The organism is Haladaptatus rarus, from assembly GCF_054177585.1.
In genome coordinates this window covers 149,632-169,778 of the sequence record NZ_JBPEHG010000002.1, presented here as the reverse complement: position 1 = coordinate 169,778, position 20,147 = coordinate 149,632, and the positions used below count along the sequence as shown (strand labels likewise).

Genomic DNA, 20,147 nt, shown 5'->3' with positions numbered 1-20,147 from the left:
CCGTCGTAGTCGGTACACCGCAAACACCTCCCACCACGAACGCTCTGAAGTCGGTCGTTACGTCTCGCTGTCCGAGGCGAGCGCCCCGATGACGCGCGAGGGATTCTTCGAGAACACCTTTCGCATGGCGTCTTCCGGCACGTCGAGGGTCAGGACCTCCATCACAGCGACGTTCGGATGGGCGTTGGGAGCACCACTGCCGAACAGCACGCGGTCGGGATGTTCCATGATGGCGCGTTCCATCTGCTCTCGATAGCGAACGAAACTCGTGTCCAGATAGTAGTCGTCGTGAGAATCCAGCAGATCGATGGCCTCGTCCATCAGGTCGCGGTTCAGTGGATAGCCACCGAAATGCGAGAGGATGACGGGGAACGACCGGTCGAGCAGTGTTGCCGCCGCCGTACTGGGTGGGAACCCCTCACCCGCGTGGACGATCAGAGGGAGGCCGACGTCCTCCAGTTGGTCGAGCACGTCGTCGTCCGGCAAGCCGTCGCACGTCGGGTCGATCTTGAATCCGTGGAATCGATCGTCTTAGGCGTACTGTTCGATGTCGTCCGGCGCTGTGTGCCACTCCTTGCGACTCGCACCGAAGTTTCGAAGTCGCGCCGTGGCACTTCCAGTCGGATCACGCGGGCCGTTGATCCTCGCGAACGCGACGAACGGACGTTCGACGCTCCGCCGGGCGACGGCGTTGTTCGCGCGCAGATAGCTTTCGCCCTCGTGCGGGCCAGGGAAGACGACGGTGGTGACGACGCCCGCCTGGTGCATCTCGCGCTCCAGTTTCTCGGGCGAGATCGCCCGTCCACGCGCCGTGACGAACTCTTCGACGGGGAGGCGGGAGTGTACGTCCACGACGCGAAAGCGGTGCTCCAGTTCCAGCATCGCACAATTCTTCGGACGTCACCTACTTAGAATCTATCGGTCGGCGGTTCGCAAGTGGACACGGGACATGTGTTTTCGTGGCACCCTGCGACCGCAGTAGAAATCTTTATATAGAATATCAATCATTCGTTATACTGATGTCAGAATCAGGCTTCGGACAGCGACGCATGGGCGGACGACCGATGTTCATCCTCAGCGAGGGGACGGAGCGCACACACGGTCGAGACGCTCAGTCCTCCAACATTACCGCAGGAAAGGCGGTAAGTGAGGCGGTACGTACCACGCTCGGTCCGCGTGGAATGGACAAGATGCTCGTCTCCGACGACGGCGATGTCGTCATCACCAACGACGGGGCGACCATCCTCAACTCGATGGACATCGAGCACCCCGCCGCACAGATGATCGTCGAAGTCGCACAGACGCAGGAAGACGAGATCGGCGACGGCACGACAACGGCCTCGGTGCTCGCCGGTGAACTCCTCGCCAAAGCGGAGAACCTCCTCGAACAGGACGTTCACCCGACGACCATCGTGGAAGGGTACGCCCGCGCCCGCGACATCGCCGTCGAAGCGATCGACGACCTTACCCTCGAAGCGGACATCGACGACGAAGTTCTCCGACAGGTCGCCGAGTCCAGCATGACCGGTAAAGGGACCGGCGACGTGACGACCGAACGACTCGCCGAGGTCGTCGTCGGAGCCATCCGCCACGTCGAAGGTGAAGACCGCGTCGAGCGCGACGACGTTCGCGTCCACACGCAGACCGGATCGAGTTCCAGCGCGACGGAACTCATCGAAGGCATCGTCACCGACACCGAACCCGCACACAAGAACATGCCACGCTCGGTCGAGGACGCGACCATCCTCGCCACCGACGGTACCTTCAGTGTCCGCGAAACGGAGATCGACGCGGAGTACTCCGTCGACAACGTCGACCAGCTCACTGCCGCGATGGACGCGGAAGACAAGCAACTCCGTGACCTCGCCGACGCCATCGCCGACGCAGGTGTCGACGTCGTCTTCTCGCACTCCTCCATCGACGACCGTACCGCGTCCTACCTCGCCGACCACGGCATCCTCGCCTTCGAGGACGTGGACGACGACCTGACGACCGCCATCGCACAGGCGACGGGCGGCAAGCGTACGGGCAAACCGGACGACATCGACGACGACGAACTCGGCCACGCAGACCAGGTCTACGTCGAGAAGTACGGCGACGACGACCTCGCATTCATCGAGGGCGGTGCAGCCGCGAAGTCCGTCACCGTCTTCGTCCGCGGTGGCACGGAACACGTCGTCGACGAACTGGAGCGCGCGCTCCAAGACGCACTCGACGTCGTCTCCTCCGCCGTCGACACCGGCAACGTCGTCCCCGGAGCAGGCGCGACCGAGATCAACATCGCTGGCCGCGTCCGCGACGACGCCGCAGGCATCGAGGGTCGCCAGCAACTCGCGGTCGAAGCCTTCGCCGACGCCATCGAAGTGCTTCCCCGCACGCTCGCGGAGAACACCGGCATGGACTCCATCGACGCGCTGGTCGACCTCCGCGCAGCCAACGACGACACGCCGGGCCGCGCAGGCATCATCTCCTCCGGCGAGACCGGTGAGATCGCAGACCCCGTCGAGGAAGGCGTCATCGACCCCGCCAAAGTCAAGAGTGAAGCCGTCGAGAGCGCCACCGAGGCCGCGACGATGATCGCGCGCATCGACGACGTCATCGCCGCGAAGTAGACTTCGGCAGTCACCCATTCTCCCGATTTTCACATCCGAGTAGCAAACGCTAACCATCCGGAACGTCAACCTCCGGCGATGAGCGACCGTGTCATCTCCAGTCGCCCCGTCTTTCTCGCTACCGCAACGGTCATCGTTCTCGTCGCTGGTGGCATCGGCTTCGTCGTCGGCACGACCGGCCAGAATCGCGGCAAGACGATGGACGTGCTCGGCGTTCCCCTGTTCGAGATGTCGCCAGTGACGATGGCGCTGTTCGGCATGGCGCTGACAGCGGTCGTACTGGCACTCCTGTTCGGTCTCGTCACCTACGCATCGCGGTACGACACCGAGCGCGCGACGTGACGAGTGGGGACTTCGCTACACCGTCGGCAGTTCCCACTCGTACCGAAGCGCGAGGAGTCGAAGCGTCAGGACGACCGCTGCACAGGCGATCGCACTTTCCTGGGTATCCACGCCAGCCTCTACCAACAGCCAGAACACCACTCCGCCGAACAGTGCGCAGGTCGCGTAGAAATCTTCGACCAGCACCGAGGGAACGTTCCGCAAGAGTAGGTCACTGATCAGACCACCACCGACACCCGTCACCGTGGCGAGCAACACGACGCCGAACGCGGTGAGTCCGGCGTCGGAGGCCACGAGTGCCCCGGTTGTGGCGAACGCTGAAAGGCCGATTGCATCCGGAATACGGACGACTGGGCGCTCGGTCAGGGTCTCGTCGAACTGCGAGAGGACGACGGCCAGCCCGACGCCTATCAGTGCGACGCTCACGTCGCCCATCGAGCGAAGTGCGACCGGCGTCGTGTTCACCAACAGGTCGCGGGTGACGCCGCCGCCGAGCGCCGTCATCACGCCGAGAACGGCGACGCCGAGCAGGTCGAGGTCGGCGTCACTCCCCCGGAGCGACCCGACGATGGCGAACGCCAGCAGGCCGACGATGTTCATCACACCGAACGCGTCTACGGTCATCTCGGTACTCCCATCACTCGCGTTCCCATCGTCATCGCTCCAATCGAATCTCGTCACCCAGTTCGACGCCGAACGCCTCGTCGCCGCGACCGCGATTCACCGCGAGTTCGACGTTGCCGTGGCTTCCGACGGTCACAAGTCGGTGCCCCGGTTCGACGTGTGCGTAGGAGGGTTCGACAGGTGCAGATTCGCCGTTCACCGCGAGCTGGTCTGCCGTATCGAGAAAGTCGCCGGGGACGTTCGTGATGGCGTTGCCGAAATCGTCCACGACGAGGATCTCTCCCGTGGCCTCGCGCTCGCTGACGCTCGGGTCCGGAAACACCAAGTCTTCGAAATCGTCCGCTGGAACGATGTCGGGCAGATCTTCGAAGGAATCGACGCCTGCTTCGTGGATTCTCGCGGCGGCGGGGGCGAACACGTCTCGTCCGTGGAACGTCGCGCTGTCGGTGTCCTGGTACTCCACCTCGAACACGTCGATGTCCCCCGGTTCGGAATCAGCCGATTCGGAATCCCCGTGTTCGGAGTCTACGTCTTCGGAGTTCGCCAGTTCGCGGGCAACCGGGAGTAGGACGCCGTTGTCTGGTCCGACGAGAACGTGGTCGCCCGCCCGAACTGCGAGGGCGGCACGGTCGGTGCCGACGCCGGGGTCGACGACGACGAGATGGACTGCGGGTGGAAAGTACGGGAGCACTTCGCGGAGCCAGAATGCGGTCGTTCGCACGTCCTGTCGCGGAAAATCGTGAGCAACGTCGACCAGTCGGGCGTCGGTGTGCTGGCAGATGACCCCTTTCATCGCCGCCGGATACGGCGTACCGAAGTCCGACGAGAGGGTTATCATTTGTCGCCGTTCGAGTCGGTCTGACTGACGCGCTGGATTCGCTCGATGCCGTCGATCTCGTCGATCACCTCGACGACGGAATCCGGCACGAGTTTCTGCCAGTCGTTCCCGTTGACCATCCGGTCGCGGACTTCGGTGCCTTCGAGCACCCCTCGATTGAACATCGGCGACTGACGCACTTCGACGCCAGCCTCCGTGAACAGTTGGATGACGAGCGGGTTGTTCGAGTAGGCCACGTCGAAATCGGGGCTCATACTCTGGACGTGACTCACCCACACCGAGTTCCTGTCCAGGTCCTCGATGGGAACCGCGTAGGTCACGAGGTCGAAGTCCACGAGCGATTTCGTGATCATCATGATTCGCTCGCCGGCCGTGAAGGGGTCGTGACGAGTGTGCGAGTCGCCCGCGCTCCCGATGCCGAGGACGAGTTCGTCGACTTCTTCGGCGATGGTTTCGACGACGCTGTGGTGGCCGTTGTGGTAGGGTTGGAAGCGCCCGATGTAGAACCCGCGAGTCATGGTGGATTCGACGGGGAACGTTTTTATAAGGGTGACGAGTCACGGTCGAAGAGATTCCTGAAGCGAATGGAACTGCTAGGGGTGGCATAACTGCCGCGAATGACGCTGTACGGGACGGACGTATGGGGTCAGCACGTACGGTCGGAGGGAGAAAGTATATCAGTTCGCCTGCCCTGTTTTCAATTACACCGAACGAATTCTATGAGTAACGACACCGAAGCTCCACCACCGGAGCAGGAGACCGAGCGGGAGTTCGAAAGCCTCGGTAGTGAAATGGACGTCGACCCCGACGACGTTTCCGAGGACGACTTGCTCGGCGGACTAGAAATAGAAAGCACGGAAGAGGTCGAGATACCCGACCGACTGGTCGATCAAGTCATCGGACAAGACCACGCCCGTGACGTGGTGATGAAAGCGGCAAAGCAGCGCCGCCACGTGATGATGATCGGCACGCCCGGTACCGGGAAGTCGATGCTGGCGAAAGCGATGAGCCAGCTCCTCCCCAAGGAGGACCTACAGGACGTGCTCGTCTACCACAACCCCGACGACGGGAACGAACCGAAGGTTCGGACGGTTCCCGCCGGGAAAGGCGAGCAGATCATCGACGCCCACAAAGAGGAAGCACGCAAGCGCAACCAGATGCGTTCGTTCCTCATGTGGGTCATCATCGCCATCGTGGTTGGTTACGCCCTGCTCATCGCTGGACGACCGCTCCTCGGCATCCTCGCAGCAGGTGTCATCTACCTCGCGTTCCGCTACGGTTCCCGCGGAAGCGACGCGATGATTCCGAACCTGCTGGTCAACAACAGCGACGTGACCAGCGCGCCTTTCGAAGACGCGACGGGTGCTCACGCTGGTGCGCTGCTGGGCGACGTTCGCCACGATCCGTTCCAGTCTGGCGGCATGGAGACGCCGAGCCACGACCGCGTCGAACCGGGTGCCATCCACAAGGCCAACAAGGGCGTGCTGTTCGTCGACGAGATCAACACGCTCGACATCCGCAGTCAGCAGAAGCTGATGACGGCCATTCAGGAAGGCGAGTTCGGCATCACTGGCCAGTCCGAACGCTCTTCGGGCGCGATGGTGCAGACCGAACCCGTCCCGACCGACTTCGTCATGGTCGCCGCCGGGAACCTGGACGCGATGGAGAACATGCACCCCGCGCTTCGCTCGCGTATCAAAGGGTACGGGTACGAAGTGTACATGGACGACACCATCGAGGACACGCCGGAGATGCGGCGCAAGTACTCGCGGTTCGTCGCACAGGAAGTCGAGAAGGACGGTCGGCTCCCGCACTTCGACGCGGATGCAGTCGAGGAGGTCATCCTCGAAGCCCAGCGTCGTGCCGGACGGAAAGACCACCTCACGCTCAAACTGCGTGACCTCGGTGGCCTCGTCCGCGTGGCTGGCGACATCGCCCGCGCAGAGGGAGCGGACTACACGACCCGCGACCACGTCCTGCAAGCCAAGCGCCGCTCGCGCTCCATCGAACAGCAGATCGCCGACGACTACATCGAGCGCCGCAAGGACTACGAACTCACCGTCTCCGACGGCGAGGTCATCGGGCGCGTCAACGGTCTCGCGGTCATGGGCGAAGACAGCGGTATCATGCTCCCCGTAATGGCCGAAGTGACGCCGTCGCAGGGGCCGGGCAACGTCATCGCCACTGGCCAACTCAAGGAGATGGCAGAGGAGTCCGTGAAGAACGTCTCGGCCATCATCAAGAAGTTCAGCGACGAGGATATCAGCGAGAAGGACGTTCACATCCAGTTCGTGCAGGCCGGACAGCAGGGTGTCGACGGCGACTCGGCGTCCATCACGGTCGCCACCGCCGTCATCAGCGCGCTGGAAGACGCGCCGGTGCAACAGGACGTTGCGATGACTGGTTCGCTGTCGGTGCGCGGCGACGTGCTCCCGGTCGGTGGCGTGACCCACAAGATCGAGGCCGCCGCGAAGGCTGGCATCAAGACGGTCATCATCCCGAAGTCCAACGAGCAAGACGTGATGATCGAAGAAGAGTACGAGGAGATGGTCGAGATCATCCCCGTCTCGCACATCAGCGAGGTGCTCGAAGTCGCGCTCGCTGGCGAACCCGAGAAGGACAGCCTCATCGACCGCCTGAAGAACATCACCGGAAGCGCCCTCGAACACGAGATCGGCGGCACCTCCGGCCCCGGCAGTCCCAGCCCGCAGTAAGCGGACACGCGGACTGATTCATTTTCATTTTCGTAACTCTGCGAAGCGTCGCGACGACCAGTTGTACTGAAATGTACTGATTCCTACTGAAATGTACTCGTGTCTGATTCGTCGCTCGTTCGCCCGTTGCCACCGGGAGAGGCAGATTCCATCGAAATCCGATCCACTCCTCGATTCTCGAAAACGGAGTAGACACCTTTTCCCCACCGGCCTTCGAACTCGCAGTCGAATGGCCGTGCCGAACTGGGACGCCTTCGCTGGCGTCACGCTCCTCGTCCTCGCCGTCCTGATAGCTCTGGCGCGGGCCTCACAGGCGATGTTGGCTGGTCCATCGGACGACCACGAAATCGAATCGCCCGACCACGAAACCGGCGACCGTCTCGACACCCCAGAGCAATCCAACGACGTGGAACGGTCTGACACCCCAGAACAGCTCGATACCGTGGAACAGTCCGACGCCGTGGAACACACTGACGATGTGGAACACACCGACGATGCCAGGGAGCACGCTGGACGGATGACCGCCGACGGCCCGATACCCAACACCTCCAACGAACCGGTCGCGCCGGCATCGCATAGCGAACCCGACGAACTCACGTCGGGGGCGCTTCTCCTGAACGTCGCGCTGAGTCAGGGGCTGTTCGGCGTGGTGCTGGTCGGTGCGGCGTGGTTCGCTGCGATTCCACAGACGGCACTGGGCGTCGAGGCGGTGGGCCTCTGGGAGGTTGGCACAGGTATCGCCCTCGGGGTGGCGCTGTTCGCGGCGAACGAACTCGGCCAGCACGGGGCGGATGCAGTGGGTATCGACTACGAAGACGGTCTGCGTGACCTGCTGATGCCCGAGACACCGACGGGATGGCTCGTGCTCCTCGGCGTCGTCCTCCCGATCATCGCCGGGTTCGAAGAATTCCTCTTCCGTGCGGCACTCGTCGGCGCGCTGGCCGCGGGCTACGGCATCTCGCCGTGGTTCCTCGTCGTCGGATCGACGGTCGCGTTCGCCGTGGGCCACGGCGCACAGGGGCCGGGCGGCATCCTCGTGACGGGGGCGCTGGGTGGCGTCCTCGCCACCGCGTTCGTGCTCTCCGGGAGTCTGCTGGTCGTCGTCGTTGCCCACTATCTCGTCAATGCACTGGAGTTCGTCGTCCACGCTGGACGAGAGACGTGAGAAAGTCGGTGAGTGGCTACCGCTCTTCTTTCGCTCACGGCTTCGCCGTTCGCTTCGAGGAACTACCGTTCCTCGCTATTCTCGTGAGCGACGGAAGGAGCGAACGAGAGTTAGAAGAGCTACCGCTCTTCGCTATCCAGCACGCGGATCTGGTCGCCACGCACCGTGACGGGGATCGGAACCGTCGCCTCGTACAGTTCGACCGTCACCTGGTCTTTGCCTTCGTCGATGCGCTGTACCTGCGCCTTCTCACCCTTGAACGGGCCAGCGATGAGTTCGACGATGTCGCCCTCCGCGATACCCTCCACGTCGGGGGTCGGGGAGAGGAAGTGCTCGACTTCGGAGATACTGCTTTCGCCGGGCACCATGCTTCTGGCGTGCGGGATCTCTTCCAGCACGCGCTGGATGACCGCATCATTGTCCGCTTCGACCATCACGTAACTCGTCAACGAGTCGGGGGCGAGGACGGCGTGAATCTCGTCCTCTTCGCGGTTGACGATCATGTCCGCGACGGTGCGTTCCTGACTTGCCGTGGTCTTTACTGCGTATATTGACATTTGATTCACCTACGCTGGGATGAAGCTCATGATCGCGAAGATGACGAAGCCGAGCAGACCGACGAGTAAGATACCGATACCTGCGATCTTCGAAATCTTCGAGAACTCGTCCCACGAGGGCGTACTCGCCAGTTTGAGCACGCGCACGTACGACGCGAGGTCGAGTTTGACATCCATTGTTGGTAATGCTTGGCTATCAGGCTTTTTCTATCTTTCCAAGGTCGTCCGTCGTTCGCCGGTTCGGGACATCATCATCGACAGGTGAAGATCGGGTGCATCTGCAGTGATATCTCGTTGAAACTAGATGAGCGACCGGAGTCGGGTCACGAGAACGGACGAGCGAAGAGCGAGTGAATCTATTCGACGTAGTCGATGTCTTCCATCCGGCTCTTGGCCTGTGCCTGCTCTGCCTCGTTGCGACCGTAGATCTGGGGCGACTGGACGCCAGTAACGACGATCATCGTCCGCATCGAGCCTTCCAGGTCTTCGTCGATAGACGTTCCCCAGATGATGCGGGCGTCGGGGTCGATGCGGTCGTAGATCTGCTCGACCACGCCTTCCGCCTCCTCGATGGACATGTCGTTGCCACCCGTAACGTTGACCAGCGCGGATTTCGCGCCGCTGATGTCTACGTCGAGAAGCGGCGAGCGCAGGGCACTCTTCACGGAGTCCTGTGCCTTCGAGTCGGAATCGCTCTCACCCAGACCGATCATCGCCACGCCGCCTTTCTCCATGACGGTGCGAACGTCGGCGAAGTCGAGGTTGACGAGTCCGGGTTTGGTGATGAGTTCCGTGATACCTTTCACGGAGCGCATGAGCACCTCGTCGGCCACCTTGAACGCCTGCTTGACGGGCAGTTTGCCCACGGAGTCCAGCAGTCGGTCGTTCGGGACGACGATGACGGTGTCGCTCACGTCGCGCAGTCGTTCCAGTCCGGCCTCGGCGTTGGTGCGCCGAACCTCACCCTCCGCCGTGAAGGGCGTGGTGACGATAGCGATGGTGAGTGCACCCGCTTCGCGGGCCGCTTTGGCGACGACCGGAGCGCTTCCGGTTCCCGTGCCACCGCCGAGTCCGGCGGTGACGAACACCATGTCCGATCCCTGGATCGCGTCGTAGATCTCCTCCTGACTTTCGAGGGCGGCCTCCTCGCCGACCTGCGGGAGCGACCCCGCGCCGCGCCCGTTGGTCTTCTGTTCGCCCATCAGGATCTTCGTGTCTGCTTCGATCTCTACGAGATGCTGTACGTCGGTGTTCGCCGCGACGAGTGACGCACCGTGGATGCCCTCCTCGGCCATCCGGCTCACTGTGTTTCCGCCACCGCCGCCACAGCCGACGACTGTGATGTTGGTCTGTAGATCTTTGAGTACGTCCTGAAGTTCCTCGTCGGTCATCGTGCCCGACGGGGTCGCTTTGTTGGTAGCACCACCCATCTGGTTCTGCTCGGGGGGCTGTTGCTCCCCCTCCGCCTCCTCTATGGCGTCTTCGACAATCGAATCCATCCTTGAAGCTTGAATTACGAACGCAGATTAATTATCTTTCCCCTCTGGCTGACGCATGTCAGACAATAGGTCACAAATGACATGGGCAGTGTCTCTACTCAGACGGAATAACGGTACGAACGCTCGGTCTGGACTGCCTCTGGCGGAATCGTCTCGTCGTTTATCGTCACCGCCACGCCGGACGAGAGTTTGCCGAAGGCAGGGCCCTCCGGAATACCCAGTTTGCGGGCTTTCTTCGGGTCGAAGGCGGCCTCGTGCGCGACGACTTCGTCCGCAGTCCGTTCGACCTCGTCGTACTTCTCACCGAGGATGGAGACCAGTCCGTCCACGAGCGCGTCGTAATCGCTCGAGTCACGAACTGCCGCGCTGCCTGCCGCCAGCGTTCCACCTTCGACCGTCTCGAACGCGATGGTGTGCTGTGCGACGAGATCGGACGTTGCCTCGCGGTCGATTCCCGAGACGCTGGCGATAAGTTCGTCGGGAAGTCGGACGACCTCGAACGTCGACGCCTCGCGCGCGAGATCGCCGAATCGAAGTCCCGATTCGACCGACGAGAGGTCGGATTCGAGTCGGTCGGCGAGTTCGAGCGAGACGCCGGACACCTCTCGAACCCACGTCTCGCTCACGACTCGATAGCCGATGTCGGCGATGACCGACGCTAGTTCGGGGTAGTCGCCTTCACAGACGGCGTAGGTCGCGTCGCTTTGCTCGAACGCTTGCCGGATCGTCTCCCGATTCGCTTCTGGCGGCCCCATCGCCTCCAGATTCCAGTCCGAAGCGATGTGCCCCACCGCCCAGTCCGTCTCCCGGACGATGCGCTCGAATCGTGGGACGTAGTGACCGCCACCGAACCCGACGAGCTGTCGCTCTCGGGTGGGTTCGACGTCCCGGAGGTCGAGGATGGCACGCGCGACGGCACGGGCAGCCGCCGAATCTCGCCACTGTTCCTCGTCGCTTCCGAGTTCGACGAACATCGACGGGACGCCCACGTTGCTCGGGCCGTGGTGGGTACACTCCATGCCGACGTCGTACTCCTCGGGCGCGTGTTCGTCGAACGCGCGGAGCAGACGAGCTTGTGCGTTCGGGCACGTGGCGGCGAGTCCTCCGTCCTCGCCGCCGTACTGCGCCGGACCGAAGTTCCCCGTGAAGTGGCCGGTGAGCAGTGGCCCGGTGTCGCCCGAATGCCGGGAAGCAAAAAAGAGCATGTCGGGGTCGGCGAACGCTGCTGCTGCGTCCTCGACGTCGAGGTGCAGGGCGTCGAACTCCCTGAGTTCGAACCCATCGGTGCGGTAGTAGCGACCCCCACCTTCGGCGTCGGGACGGGCTTCGTCTTCGTGTGCTGTCCACTCCGTTTCGGCGAGCAGGTGCTCGCCGATGTGTTCGGAGGCAGAATCGGCACGGCTGACGACGACGGCTATCACGACTTCGACTCAGCACTAAACCGGAAAAAGGGCGTCGATACCGTTAGATCTGTTCCGCCGATACTCGCTCTCGTCCAGCGATACGGTAGCAGACGCGTCCGACGAGGAGCTGGAACGCTTCACATCGAAGCGCGAGCAGGATAGTCAGGGGAACAAGAAGAACACGAAGATAGCGTATCCGACGATGAGAAACGCGCCGTTGAACCGCGACAGACGGTGTTGATGTGCCATGATACCCATGGCGACGACGGTGAACGCGACGAGGAACGGGAACTCGAACGCGCGAGTGCTCGCCGACACGTTCACCGGAACGATGATCGCCAACACGCCGATGACGGCGAGGATGTTGTAGATGTTGCTCCCGATGACGTTCCCGATGCTGAAGTCGGCTTCGCCTCGGACAGCACCGACGACGGACGCGGCGAGTTCGGGGAGCGAGGTACCGAACGCGACGACCGTCAGTCCGATGAACAAGTCGGTGAAGCCGAACTGACGGAGCAGATCCACGCTCCCCTCGATGAGGAACCGGGAGCCACCCAGCAAGACCAGACCGCCGAGGATGAACAGGCCGACGTTGCGTGCGTCGGTAGCGCCCTCTGTGTCTTCGACCTCTTCGGTGACGAGTCCGTCGTCGTCGACCTTCTTCACGTAGCGAAGGATGTAGACCGTGAAGAGGGCGAGGACAGCGAGCAAGAGCGCACCATCCTGCGAACCGAGCGTGCCGTCGCTTCCGAGGGCGACGAGAAGGACGACGGCGACGAGCATGAATGACCCGTGTCGTCGGAGGAGGTCACGGTTCACGGACATCGGCTGGACGAGTGCTGCTGCCCCCAACACGAGGCCGATGTTGGCGATGTTCGAGCCGACGATGTTCCCGAGACCGATACTCTCGGAGACGGTGATCGCCCCGATGACGCTGACGAACAGTCCCGGGGCGGTCGTCGCAAAGGCGATGATAGTCACCCCGATGGTGACCGGTGCGATGCCGAACCCCAGCGCGAGCGACGACGCGCTCTTGACCAGTATCTCGGCACCAACGTGCAGCAGAATGATACCGAGTAACAGATACAGCGTTTCTGTGGAGAATAGCCACGTCAGAAGTGGTGTGCCCATTGGTCACATGTTTTATTAAACTTGCTATATATAATATTACCGAACCATCCGAACTTATACACGCGGAGACACAGGGAGTGACATGGACGTGTATGGACTGGTCGGCGATCCGGTCGGCCACTCGCTCTCGCCGCCGATGCACGAAGCGGCCTACGACGAACTCGGTCTGGACGCACGCTACGTCACCTTCGAACCCGACGCTCTCGGCCCGGCGATCGAGGGGGCCGAGGCGCTCGGTATCCGGGGACTCAACGTCACCATTCCGTTCAAAGAGGAGGCTCTCGAACACGTCGAACCCGACCCACTCGCGGCGCGGATCGGCGCGGTGAACACGATCGATCTTTCGGAGACAGCAAGCGACAGTAGCCCGGTCGGCCACAACACAGACGCGGAAGGTGCGCGCCGGGCGTTCGAGCGCCACGACGTGACGCTCGACGGGCGATCTGCGGTCGTCGTCGGTGCAGGTGGCGCAGCCAGAGCGATCGCGTTCATGCTGGCCGACGAGGGGGCGACGGTCGAGATAGCGAACCGGACGGTCTCGCGCGCCGAGTCGCTGGCGGCGGACGTGTCGGGGGCGAGCGCGCACGGACTGGACGCACTGTCCGAGCTGGTTCCGGAGTCGGACGTGGTGGTCAACGCGACGAGCGTCGGGATGGAATCCGACGTTTCACCGGTTCCGGTGGAAGTGCTTCACGGCGACCTCGCGGTGATGGATGCGGTCTACCGCCCGCTCGATACGCGATTGCTTCGCGAGGCGGCGATGTGCGGGGCGACGACCATCGACGGGGCGTGGATGCTCCTCTTTCAGGGGGTGGCGGCGTTCGAACTCTGGACAGGTCGTGACCCGCCGGTAGACCGGATGGACGCCGCCCTGCGAAGACGCCTTTAAGTGAAGGGACTCTGTACTGTCTCACAATGGGGCTTATCACACGGCTGAAATCGTTGCTCGGTCTCGGCGAGGAACGGTCGCAGAAGCGTCAGCGCGACGCAGGCGTGACGATAGAGCGCGAACCGACCGAGACGACAGAACGACCCGATGCGACGAACGAGAGGGCAGTGAAACAGACAGACGAGTCCCCGGACGAAGACACGAGTGTCTCGACAGAAGACCTCGTTGACGAGGGTGAACCAACGGAACACATCGAAGAAGCCGAACCCGACACCGCCGCAGAACCGGCGGAGGCTACCGGGCCGGGAACCGAAGCGAGCCAACCGGCACAGACGGAATCGACCGAGCCGGAACCCGAACCGGAAGCGGTGGAGGAGGCGGAAGTCGACGAAGCGACGGACGAACCGGAAATCGAAGCGGAAGGAGAAGAACCAGCGGTCGAAGAATCCGAACCGGAAGTCGAAGAGGTGGACCAGACAGACGAATCCGAAGAAGCGGCGATAGAAGACGGGCGTCCCCTCGAAGACGTGAAAGGGATCGGCCCGGCGTACGCCGAGCGACTTCGGAACGCGGGCGTCGAGAACTCGGCGCAACTGGCAGTCGCCGACGCCGAAGAACTCGCGACGGAGACCGACCTCTCACCGAAACGGATCGAGGGCTGGATAGAACGTGCGAAGTCGATGTAAGAATCCGACCGTCGTCACCTCGCGGGCATCGTACCGTGAGACGGCCCGCGATGCACCGCCGGGGGCACGGATTCCGGTCGAGGTACAGGTGCAGGTGAGCGACCCGTTTCTCGCGTATCGACGGGCGCGTGACGGTGCTGGCGGCTTCTATCTGGCGACGACCGGTGGGCAATCCGGCTGGGGCTATTTCGGCGTCGAACCGGCACAGCGACTTCAAGCACGCCCGCAGGCAGCGTCGCTTACCGACGTGTCGGGACCGAGTCTCGACGCGGTGGCCGGTGTGCTAGACGACGAGCAACTGGTGCGCGGGGAGTGCAACGTGCCGTACCCCTGTGGGCTGTTCGGGTGGCTCTCGTACGACCTCGTGCGCGAACTCGAATCGCTTCCGGGGTCGGCGGACGACGACCGAGGATTACCGCGACTCCAGTTTGGCCTGTACGACCGCGTCGCGGCGTGGGAGACGCCGGACGATTCGGAGCACGTCACGCTTCGGGTGACCGCGTGCCCGCGACTCGATGACGGACACGAGATGGGTGATCTGGACGCGACCTACGACGCTGCTCGCGAGCAGGCGCTAGCGCTCGCGCGCGCGGCCACGCACGGAAACGCAAGCGTCGGCGCGCCACCCACCGACGAGCAGGGGTCGTTCGTGAGCGCGTGCGGAACTGAGGCGTTCGCTGAGCGCGTGCGGGCGGTCAAACGCTACGTCCGCGACGGCGAGACGTTCCAGGCGAACATCTCCCAGCGGCTCGAAGCACCGGCCAGCGTCCACCCGGTCGAGGCGTTCGACGCCTTGCGGCGAGTGAATCCGGCACCGTACTCCGCGCTGCTGGAGTTCCCCGGTATCGATCTGGTGAGCGCCAGCCCGGAACTCCTGCTCGACGTGGACGGTGACCGCGTCGTCACGGAACCCATCGCGGGGACGCGACCGCGGGGGGAAACGCCCGAGAAAGACGCCGAACTGGAAGCGGATCTACTGGGCGACGAGAAAGAACGCGCGGAACACGCGATGCTGGTCGATCTCGAACGGAACGACCTCGGGAAGATCGCCGAATACGGAAGCGTCGAGGTGACCGACTACCGCCGCGTGGACAGATACTCCGAGGTGATGCACCTCGTCTCGGAAGTAGCCGGACGGCGTCGCCCCGACGTGGGTCTCACGGACGCCATCGCGGCGGTGTTCCCCGGTGGCACCATCACGGGCGCCCCCAAACCCCGAACCATGGAGATCATCGACGAACTCGAATCGACGCGGCGGGGGCCGTACACCGGCAGTATCGGCATGTTCGGCTTCGACGACCGGGCGACCCTGAACATCGTCATCCGAACGCTGGTGCGCCACCGGGACGAGTACCACCTGCGCGTCGGCGCGGGCATCGTCCACGACTCGGTGCCTGAACTGGAATTCGAGGAGACGCTGGCGAAGGGGAAAGCGTTGGTAACGGCCGTCAACGAAGTTCTGGGTCGAGACGGCGGCTTTTCGGAGGAGTAGGGGATCCAGCGTCGTTCTCTACCGTCCTTCGGTTTGTACTGGAACGTACTGAAATGTACAGACTTTGGCGACGAATCCTCGAATATTCTCTTGGCAACGAACGAGTTATAGCGGTGTCTTCGAAAGCCCCGGTCGTTCACGGCGCTTCGCGCAGTGAGCTCCGGAGACGCAGTCTCCCGGTGCTCCCCCCGCCAGGCCGGATTCCCCCTGGCGGGCTGAAAGGGCGAGGAGTGCGAGGCGCGACGCGCCTCGGTTGGGAACGGTTAAACCGTGAGTGGGGTAGGCGAAGCCCGAACCCCCAAGCACCGCAGGAGCGAACGAAGTGAGCGACGGGTAGCGCAGGGCGGTTCGCGCGAGCCTAGTCCACGAGGGCTTTCTGGTACGCTGCTTCCTCGTTGTTGGTTTCCGTACGAAAAGATCGGCAGAGGCTTCGACGGATACTGGGAGAGAGAATCGTCCATCCCGAACGACGACCAGCACCTTTTACCTGTGAGACTTCCAACATCGACCAACACGTTCGTGCGCGGTTCACACACTACGCGAACCGCGCACGAACACTCCGCACACGAAAATGATCCTGGTCATCGACAACTACGACTCGTTCGCCTACAACCTCGTCCAATACGTCGGCGAGTTCGCCGACGAGGTGGTCGTCCGCCGTAACGACGCCATCGACGTCGCTGGTATCCGCGAACTCGACCCCGACGGAATCGTCGTCTCGCCCGGCCCCGGAACGCCGGCGGACGCTGGCGTCTCGGTCGCGGTGTTCGCGGAGACGACCTACCCCGCGCTGGGGGTCTGTCTCGGCCATCAGGCACTCTGTGCGGCCCACGGCGCACCGGTCGTTCACGCCCCCGAAGTCGTTCACGGCAAGCCCTCGACGGTAACCCACGACGGGAAGGGAATCTTCGCGGGATTACCGGACGAGTTCGAGGTCGGGCGCTACCACTCGCTCGCGGTCGAACGAGACGACATCCCCGACGTGCTGGTGGAGACGGCCCACACAGCGGACGAGCGCAAGATCATGATGGGCGTGCGACACGCCGACCGCCCCCACGTCGGCGTGCAGTTCCACCCCGAGAGCATCCTCACCGACGAGGGGAAGCGACTCGTTCAGAACTTCTGTGAGCAATGCGACAGCGCGACGGAAGACCGGCGACGTATCGCCTGAAGGACACCAGTATCGACCGAACTGAGATCCATGAATTTCGACCCATGCACTACCACGTGAACGGCGACCTCGTGCCCGCCGACGAAGCTACGGTGAGCGTCCGCGACCGTGGGTTCATGTACGGTGACGCGGCGTTCGAAACCCTGCGGACCTACGGCGGAGAAGTGTTCGAATGGGAGGCACACGCCGACCGCCTGCACGCGACCTGCGAGGCGCTCTCGCTCGACCACGGAATCGGCGACGACGACCTCCGAATGCGAATCCGCGAGACGCTCGACGCGAACGACCTGCGGGAGGCCTACGTCAAACTCTCGATTTCGAGAGGGGTACAACCGGGAAAACTCTCGCCCGGCCCTGTGGAAGACCCGACCGTCGTCGTCATCGTCGCCGAACTCCCGCGCGGAGGTAGAGGCGATCCTTCCGGCGGAACGGTGTGGGACGCCCCTGCCACTGCCGAGGTGGTCGAAACCCGGCGCATCCCCGACGCCGCGCTCCCCGCACACGCGAAGACACACAACTATCTGAACGGCATCCTCGCCCGACTCGAAACCGATGCCGACGAAGCACTCATGCTCGATTCGGACGGGGCTATCGCGGAGGGGGCGACGAGCAACCTGTTTTTCGTCCGCGACGGCGTGCTCCACACGCCCTTCCTCTCGGGGCCTGTCCTGCCGGGAGTCACGCGCCGGGTCGTCCTCGAACTCGTAGCAGACGCTGGAATCCCGACCGAGGAAGGCCGGTACGAACCTGACGACGTGCGGCACGCCGAGGAAGCCTTCCTGACGAACACGACGTGGGAAGTTCGACCCATCTCACGGATGGACGACAGCGAGTTCGAGGTCGGTCGCGTTACCCGGCAACTCGTGGACGCATTCGACGCGCTGGTCGAGTCACGTCACTATTGAAAACTCGTAGAATCGCGCCACTATTGAAAAGTCTCAAGCGTTCGCGTCGATAATCCGTATCCGATGGACGAGGACAGCCGAATCGCCGCCGTTGCCGAGATTCCGGACGACACGACCTTTCTGTTCACGATTCGAAACGGATTCGACGAAGAAGAGGCCATTCTCGTCGAGCAGGACGGCGAGATCGAGGCGTGGCGAAACTACTGTCAGCACTGGACCGACGTGCGCCTCGACAAGGGTGACGGCGCGACCGTGCGCGACGGCGAACTCGTCTGCGGGAAACACGGCGCGCTGTTCGAATCCGACTCAGGCGTCTGTACCTACGGTCCCTGCGAGGGTGCGGTGCTCGACGCGATAGAGATCACCGTCGAGGACGACGTGGTGTATCTCACCGACTCGGACTACGAGTTCGTCCAGCAGGGCTCGTCTCTGGAGTACGACCTCTCTTCGAATCGGTCGCTGGGATTCGATTAGGGTCCGAATATCCAACGGAGGCGAGCGCCAGCCATCGCTTCGACAGCGGCGAAGCCTGTGAGAGAACGAACGCACACAGTCAGTGAACCCCCGAGAACGGTACCACGAGTAACTGATCAAATATAAATTAACAGTATATACTACCGTCAGTATCGTGTTTGATTACGTTCATAAACTATACTTTCTTCATTTGATATACGTTCAGAAAATGCCCGTTAGCTTTCGAGGATGGGTTTCTGAATTTCGAGAGAACTTTCGAAAGAACCCCTCACGCGCACTGATGCAGGCCCTCTGGTGTACGTATCTCGGTTCGTGGTTCACCCTCACCTCGCGGCACTCGTTCGCGACGAACGTGTACGACCTCGATTGGGACGCGCTCATCATCCTCGACGCCTGCCGCGTCGATGCCTTACTAGCAGTCGCAGACGAGTACGACTTCCTCGACGAGGAGCGCATCGGCTCGATACTGTCTGTCGGCAGCGGCTCCTACGAATGGCTCGTCAAGACGTTCACTACCGACCATCTCTCGGACATTCGTGAAACGGCGCTCGTCACCGCCAACGGGTTCGACCGCAACGCCTTCATCGAGGAACGATACGCACCAAGCGTCTCGATGCCGTTCGGCTGGCCGCAAGATAACGTCGTCACCGACGACGACTTCAAAGCGTACGTCCCGGCGTGGCGACACGGCCACGACGACGACCTCGGTAACGTCCCGCCGCGGTTTCTCACCGACCGCGCCATCGAAACCGCCCGCGAGGTCGACGCCGAACGGTATCTGTTCCACTACGCACAGCCACACACGCCCTACATGTCCAGGGCGGCCCGTACCGGCGATCCGCTCACGCAGGTAGAGACGAAGCCCTGGCCAGCACTCCGCCGGGGCGACCTCAGCCGAGCGGAAGCGTGGGACATGTACCTCGAAAACCTGCGATACGTACTCGACGATGTCGAACTGCTCCTCGAAAACCTCGATGCAGAACGGGTCATCATCTCCGCCGACCACGGCGAGGCGTTCGGCGAAGGACGCATCCACGGCCATCCGACGGGCGTTCCGCTCTCGGTCGTCAAGCGGGTTCCCTGGGCCGTGACCACGGGCACTGACGCAGAGACCTACACCCCCGAAAGCGAGAATGGGGGCGAGGAAGAGAACGCGACCGCAGTCGAAGACCATCTCGAAGCGCTCGGGTATCGCTAAGTTGGGAAGCAACGAGCGTCCGTCTCAGAAAATCGGTTCGCCGATGGTGTCCTCTGGGCGCGTTCGGCGGTCACTCCTCACTGCGAATCGTGAAGGCGGGTTCTTCGATGGCCTCGCTCTTGCACTCCGGACACCGCGAGGGGCGATTTGCGGGGTCGTCGAAGGCGTCGAACCCACAGTCCTGACACGTTGGTGGAGCGACGAGGAGCTGTTCGCCACCCGATTCGACCGACCGGGCGACGTGTCTCACGTGTCGAATCGCCGCACCAGCAGTGATGTCGAACTCCCCTGCGAGCGTGCTCGGGGTGGCGGATTCCTGTCGGAGAAACGCCGCGATCTGCTCGCGGGTCGTCTCGTCGTCACGCATATCCCTCGGTTCGAGTCGCGTGTTCAAATTTCTACCGCGAGCAAAGTGACAAGGTAAACCGTTTTCCCATCTGGGTGCAT

General features: G+C 62.8%; 20 protein-coding genes and 1 pseudogene. 11 read left to right on the top strand and 10 right to left on the bottom strand.

Features of this window, described 5'->3' with window-relative positions; translation table 11 throughout:
- Window positions 1-57 precede the first annotated feature (57 nt).
- Window positions 58-882: pseudogene (locus ACR3FE_RS05975) on the bottom strand (amidohydrolase family protein).
- A gap of 167 nt (window positions 883-1,049) precedes the next feature.
- On the opposite strand from ACR3FE_RS05975, the gene thsA reads away from it, so the two are divergent.
- Window positions 1,050-2,612: a thermosome subunit alpha gene (thsA, locus tag ACR3FE_RS05970; protein WP_458206723.1), complete on the top strand. Its 1,563-nt coding sequence runs from the start codon at window positions 1,050-1,052 to the stop codon at window positions 2,610-2,612.
- A gap of 78 nt (window positions 2,613-2,690) precedes the next feature.
- Entirely contained in the window at window positions 2,691-2,954 is a 264-nt protein-coding gene (locus ACR3FE_RS05965; RefSeq protein WP_458206172.1) for a DUF7520 family protein, read from the top strand.
- Window positions 2,955-2,969: 15 nt separating this feature from the next.
- On the opposite strand, the gene ACR3FE_RS05960 is transcribed toward ACR3FE_RS05965, so the two are convergent.
- From ACR3FE_RS05960 to ACR3FE_RS05950, 3 genes are read right to left on the bottom strand one after another with little or no spacing between them, the layout of a single operon-like run.
- Window positions 2,970-3,578, bottom strand: coding sequence for a trimeric intracellular cation channel family protein (locus tag ACR3FE_RS05960; protein ID WP_458206171.1), 609 nt, complete (start codon window positions 3,576-3,578; stop codon window positions 2,970-2,972).
- 31 nt (window positions 3,579-3,609) lie between these two features.
- Window positions 3,610-4,416 (bottom strand): SAM hydrolase/SAM-dependent halogenase family protein, encoded by an 807-nt coding sequence (locus tag ACR3FE_RS05955; protein ID WP_458206170.1) that lies wholly within the window; start codon window positions 4,414-4,416, stop codon window positions 3,610-3,612.
- Window positions 4,413-4,934 (bottom strand): nicotinamide-nucleotide adenylyltransferase, encoded by a 522-nt coding sequence (locus ACR3FE_RS05950; RefSeq protein ID WP_458206169.1) that lies wholly within the window; start codon window positions 4,932-4,934, stop codon window positions 4,413-4,415. Before ACR3FE_RS05950 ends, ACR3FE_RS05955 begins: the two co-directional genes overlap by 4 nt.
- A gap of 201 nt (window positions 4,935-5,135) precedes the next feature.
- Here ACR3FE_RS05950 and lonB point away from each other — a divergent pair, with 201 nt between their 5' ends.
- Together lonB and ACR3FE_RS05940 are read left to right on the top strand one after the other, a co-directional pair.
- Entirely contained in the window at window positions 5,136-7,130 is a 1,995-nt protein-coding gene (lonB, locus tag ACR3FE_RS05945) for an ATP-dependent protease LonB (protein WP_458206168.1), read from the top strand.
- 229 nt (window positions 7,131-7,359) lie between these two features.
- On the top strand, window positions 7,360-8,295 hold the full coding sequence (locus tag ACR3FE_RS05940) for a CPBP family intramembrane glutamic endopeptidase (protein WP_458206167.1): 936 nt from the start codon (window positions 7,360-7,362) through the stop codon (window positions 8,293-8,295).
- Between the two features lie 119 nt (window positions 8,296-8,414).
- Here ACR3FE_RS05940 and ACR3FE_RS05935 read toward each other — a convergent pair whose 3' ends face one another.
- The 5 genes from ACR3FE_RS05935 to ACR3FE_RS05915 all read right to left on the bottom strand — a co-directional run bounded on the left by ACR3FE_RS05935 (window position 8,415) and on the right by ACR3FE_RS05915 (window position 12,885).
- Window positions 8,415-8,852 (bottom strand): transcription elongation factor Spt5, encoded by a 438-nt coding sequence (locus tag ACR3FE_RS05935; RefSeq protein WP_458206166.1) that lies wholly within the window; start codon window positions 8,850-8,852, stop codon window positions 8,415-8,417.
- A 9-nt stretch (window positions 8,853-8,861) separates the two neighbouring features.
- Window positions 8,862-9,029, bottom strand: coding sequence for a protein translocase SEC61 complex subunit gamma (locus ACR3FE_RS05930; protein WP_458206165.1), 168 nt, complete (start codon window positions 9,027-9,029; stop codon window positions 8,862-8,864).
- A gap of 179 nt (window positions 9,030-9,208) precedes the next feature.
- On the bottom strand, window positions 9,209-10,351 hold the full coding sequence (gene ftsZ / locus ACR3FE_RS05925; RefSeq protein WP_458206164.1) for a cell division protein FtsZ: 1,143 nt from the start codon (window positions 10,349-10,351) through the stop codon (window positions 9,209-9,211).
- Between the two features lie 98 nt (window positions 10,352-10,449).
- Window positions 10,450-11,772 carry a D-aminoacyl-tRNA deacylase gene (locus ACR3FE_RS05920; RefSeq protein ID WP_458206163.1) on the bottom strand — a complete coding sequence of 441 codons (1,323 nt, stop codon included), beginning with the start codon at window positions 11,770-11,772 and terminating at the stop codon, window positions 10,450-10,452.
- A gap of 144 nt (window positions 11,773-11,916) precedes the next feature.
- A complete protein-coding gene (locus tag ACR3FE_RS05915; protein ID WP_458206162.1) occupies window positions 11,917-12,885 on the bottom strand; it encodes a calcium/sodium antiporter in 969 nt (322 codons plus the stop codon).
- An 82-nt stretch (window positions 12,886-12,967) separates the two neighbouring features.
- Here ACR3FE_RS05915 and ACR3FE_RS05910 point away from each other — a divergent pair, with 82 nt between their 5' ends.
- From ACR3FE_RS05910 to ACR3FE_RS05880, 7 genes are all read left to right on the top strand, one after another.
- Window positions 12,968-13,774 carry a shikimate dehydrogenase gene (locus ACR3FE_RS05910; protein ID WP_458206161.1) on the top strand — a complete coding sequence of 269 codons (807 nt, stop codon included), beginning with the start codon at window positions 12,968-12,970 and terminating at the stop codon, window positions 13,772-13,774.
- A 26-nt stretch (window positions 13,775-13,800) separates the two neighbouring features.
- Complete coding sequence (locus ACR3FE_RS05905) at window positions 13,801-14,460, top strand: helix-hairpin-helix domain-containing protein (protein ID WP_458206160.1); 660 nt, start codon at window positions 13,801-13,803, stop codon at window positions 14,458-14,460.
- Window positions 14,444-15,952, top strand: a complete 1,509-nt coding sequence (locus tag ACR3FE_RS05900; protein ID WP_458206159.1) for an anthranilate synthase component I family protein — start codon at window positions 14,444-14,446, stop codon at window positions 15,950-15,952. The genes ACR3FE_RS05905 and ACR3FE_RS05900 overlap by 17 nt, the downstream gene beginning before the upstream one ends.
- Before the next feature lie 571 nt (window positions 15,953-16,523).
- Entirely contained in the window at window positions 16,524-17,123 is a 600-nt protein-coding gene (locus tag ACR3FE_RS05895) for an anthranilate synthase component II (protein ID WP_458206158.1), read from the top strand.
- 44 nt (window positions 17,124-17,167) lie between these two features.
- Complete coding sequence (locus tag ACR3FE_RS05890) at window positions 17,168-18,028, top strand: aminotransferase class IV (RefSeq protein ID WP_458206722.1); 861 nt, start codon at window positions 17,168-17,170, stop codon at window positions 18,026-18,028.
- A 63-nt stretch (window positions 18,029-18,091) separates the two neighbouring features.
- Window positions 18,092-18,502: a Rieske (2Fe-2S) protein gene (locus ACR3FE_RS05885; protein ID WP_458206157.1), complete on the top strand. Its 411-nt coding sequence runs from the start codon at window positions 18,092-18,094 to the stop codon at window positions 18,500-18,502.
- A gap of 280 nt (window positions 18,503-18,782) precedes the next feature.
- The gene (locus ACR3FE_RS05880) at window positions 18,783-19,700 is read left to right on the top strand and encodes an alkaline phosphatase family protein (RefSeq protein ID WP_458206156.1); all 918 of its coding nucleotides are present in this window, start codon (window positions 18,783-18,785) and stop codon (window positions 19,698-19,700) included.
- Between the two features lie 70 nt (window positions 19,701-19,770).
- Here the strand turns inward: ACR3FE_RS05880 and ACR3FE_RS05875 are convergent, their stop codons facing one another.
- Window positions 19,771-20,067, bottom strand: a complete 297-nt coding sequence (locus ACR3FE_RS05875; protein ID WP_458206155.1) for a transcriptional regulator — start codon at window positions 20,065-20,067, stop codon at window positions 19,771-19,773.
- Between the last annotated feature and the right edge of the window lie 80 nt (window positions 20,068-20,147).

Excerpts from the sequence above, each read along its gene's own strand:
- thsA (WP_458206723.1), top strand. The coding sequence starts at position 1,050 with ATGGGCGGACGACCGATGTTCATCCTCAGCGAGGGGACGGAGCGCACA.
- ACR3FE_RS05965 (WP_458206172.1), top strand. The coding sequence starts at position 2,691 with ATGAGCGACCGTGTCATCTCCAGTCGCCCCGTCTTTCTCGCTACCGCA.
- ACR3FE_RS05960 (WP_458206171.1), bottom strand. The coding sequence starts at position 3,578 with ATGACCGTAGACGCGTTCGGTGTGATGAACATCGTCGGCCTGCTGGCG.
- ACR3FE_RS05955 (WP_458206170.1), bottom strand. The coding sequence starts at position 4,416 with ATGATAACCCTCTCGTCGGACTTCGGTACGCCGTATCCGGCGGCGATG.
- ACR3FE_RS05950 (WP_458206169.1), bottom strand. The coding sequence starts at position 4,934 with ATGACTCGCGGGTTCTACATCGGGCGCTTCCAACCCTACCACAACGGC.
- lonB (WP_458206168.1), top strand. The coding sequence starts at position 5,136 with ATGAGTAACGACACCGAAGCTCCACCACCGGAGCAGGAGACCGAGCGG.
- ACR3FE_RS05940 (WP_458206167.1), top strand. The coding sequence starts at position 7,360 with ATGGCCGTGCCGAACTGGGACGCCTTCGCTGGCGTCACGCTCCTCGTC.
- ACR3FE_RS05935 (WP_458206166.1), bottom strand. The coding sequence starts at position 8,852 with ATGTCAATATACGCAGTAAAGACCACGGCAAGTCAGGAACGCACCGTC.
- ACR3FE_RS05930 (WP_458206165.1), bottom strand. The coding sequence starts at position 9,029 with ATGGATGTCAAACTCGACCTCGCGTCGTACGTGCGCGTGCTCAAACTG.
- ftsZ (WP_458206164.1), bottom strand. The coding sequence starts at position 10,351 with ATGGATTCGATTGTCGAAGACGCCATAGAGGAGGCGGAGGGGGAGCAA.
- ACR3FE_RS05915 (WP_458206162.1), bottom strand. The coding sequence starts at position 12,885 with ATGGGCACACCACTTCTGACGTGGCTATTCTCCACAGAAACGCTGTAT.
- ACR3FE_RS05910 (WP_458206161.1), top strand. The coding sequence starts at position 12,968 with ATGGACGTGTATGGACTGGTCGGCGATCCGGTCGGCCACTCGCTCTCG.
- ACR3FE_RS05905 (WP_458206160.1), top strand. The coding sequence starts at position 13,801 with ATGGGGCTTATCACACGGCTGAAATCGTTGCTCGGTCTCGGCGAGGAA.
- ACR3FE_RS05895 (WP_458206158.1), top strand. The coding sequence starts at position 16,524 with ATGATCCTGGTCATCGACAACTACGACTCGTTCGCCTACAACCTCGTC.
- ACR3FE_RS05890 (WP_458206722.1), top strand. The coding sequence starts at position 17,168 with ATGCACTACCACGTGAACGGCGACCTCGTGCCCGCCGACGAAGCTACG.
- ACR3FE_RS05885 (WP_458206157.1), top strand. The coding sequence starts at position 18,092 with ATGGACGAGGACAGCCGAATCGCCGCCGTTGCCGAGATTCCGGACGAC.
- ACR3FE_RS05880 (WP_458206156.1), top strand. The coding sequence starts at position 18,783 with ATGCAGGCCCTCTGGTGTACGTATCTCGGTTCGTGGTTCACCCTCACC.
- ACR3FE_RS05875 (WP_458206155.1), bottom strand. The coding sequence starts at position 20,067 with ATGCGTGACGACGAGACGACCCGCGAGCAGATCGCGGCGTTTCTCCGA.